Genomic DNA, 436 nt, shown 5'->3' on the forward strand with positions numbered 1-436 from the left:
GAGGAGGTAGAGGGATTCGAACCCCCGCGCGACTCTCGCCGCCTGTCGGTTTTCAAGACCGATCCCTTCAGCCGAACTTGGGTATACCTCCATGAAGGAAAAAGAAATATTTTATTATTTATGTCTAAACCATTTAAAAAGAAAATGGAGGAGGTAGAGGGATTCGAACCCCCGCGCGATTCTCACCGCCTGTCGGTTTTCAAGACCGATCCCTTCAGCCGAACTTGGGTATACCTCCGAGACATATAATAAATAAAGTGGAGCCTAGCGGGATCGAACCGCTGACCTCCTGCGTGCAAGGCAGGCGCTCTCCCAGCTGAGCTAAGGCCCCATGTTTTTGGGAATATCGGGAAGACAGGATTTGAACCTGCGACCCCCTGGTCCCAAACCAGGTGCTCTACCAAGCTGAGCCACTTCCCGTTAATAAAAGCGCGCC

General features: G+C 51.8%; 4 tRNA genes. All 4 read right to left on the reverse strand.

Annotated elements, in window-relative coordinates:
• Position 1 precedes the first annotated feature (1 nt).
• A tRNA-Ser gene (locus MR115_RS29615) sits at positions 2–91 on the reverse strand.
• A 54-nt stretch (positions 92–145) separates the two neighbouring features.
• A tRNA-Ser gene (locus tag MR115_RS29620) sits at positions 146–238 on the reverse strand.
• A 20-nt stretch (positions 239–258) separates the two neighbouring features.
• Positions 259–331: transfer RNA gene (locus tag MR115_RS29625), tRNA-Ala, on the reverse strand.
• A gap of 15 nt (positions 332–346) precedes the next feature.
• Positions 347–420, reverse strand: a tRNA-Pro gene (locus tag MR115_RS29630).
• Between the last annotated feature and the right edge of the window lie 16 nt (positions 421–436).

Source organism: Bacillus cereus group sp. BfR-BA-01309 (assembly GCF_022664315.1).
GTDB lineage: Bacteria > Bacillota > Bacilli > Bacillales > Bacillaceae_G > Bacillus_A > Bacillus_A mobilis.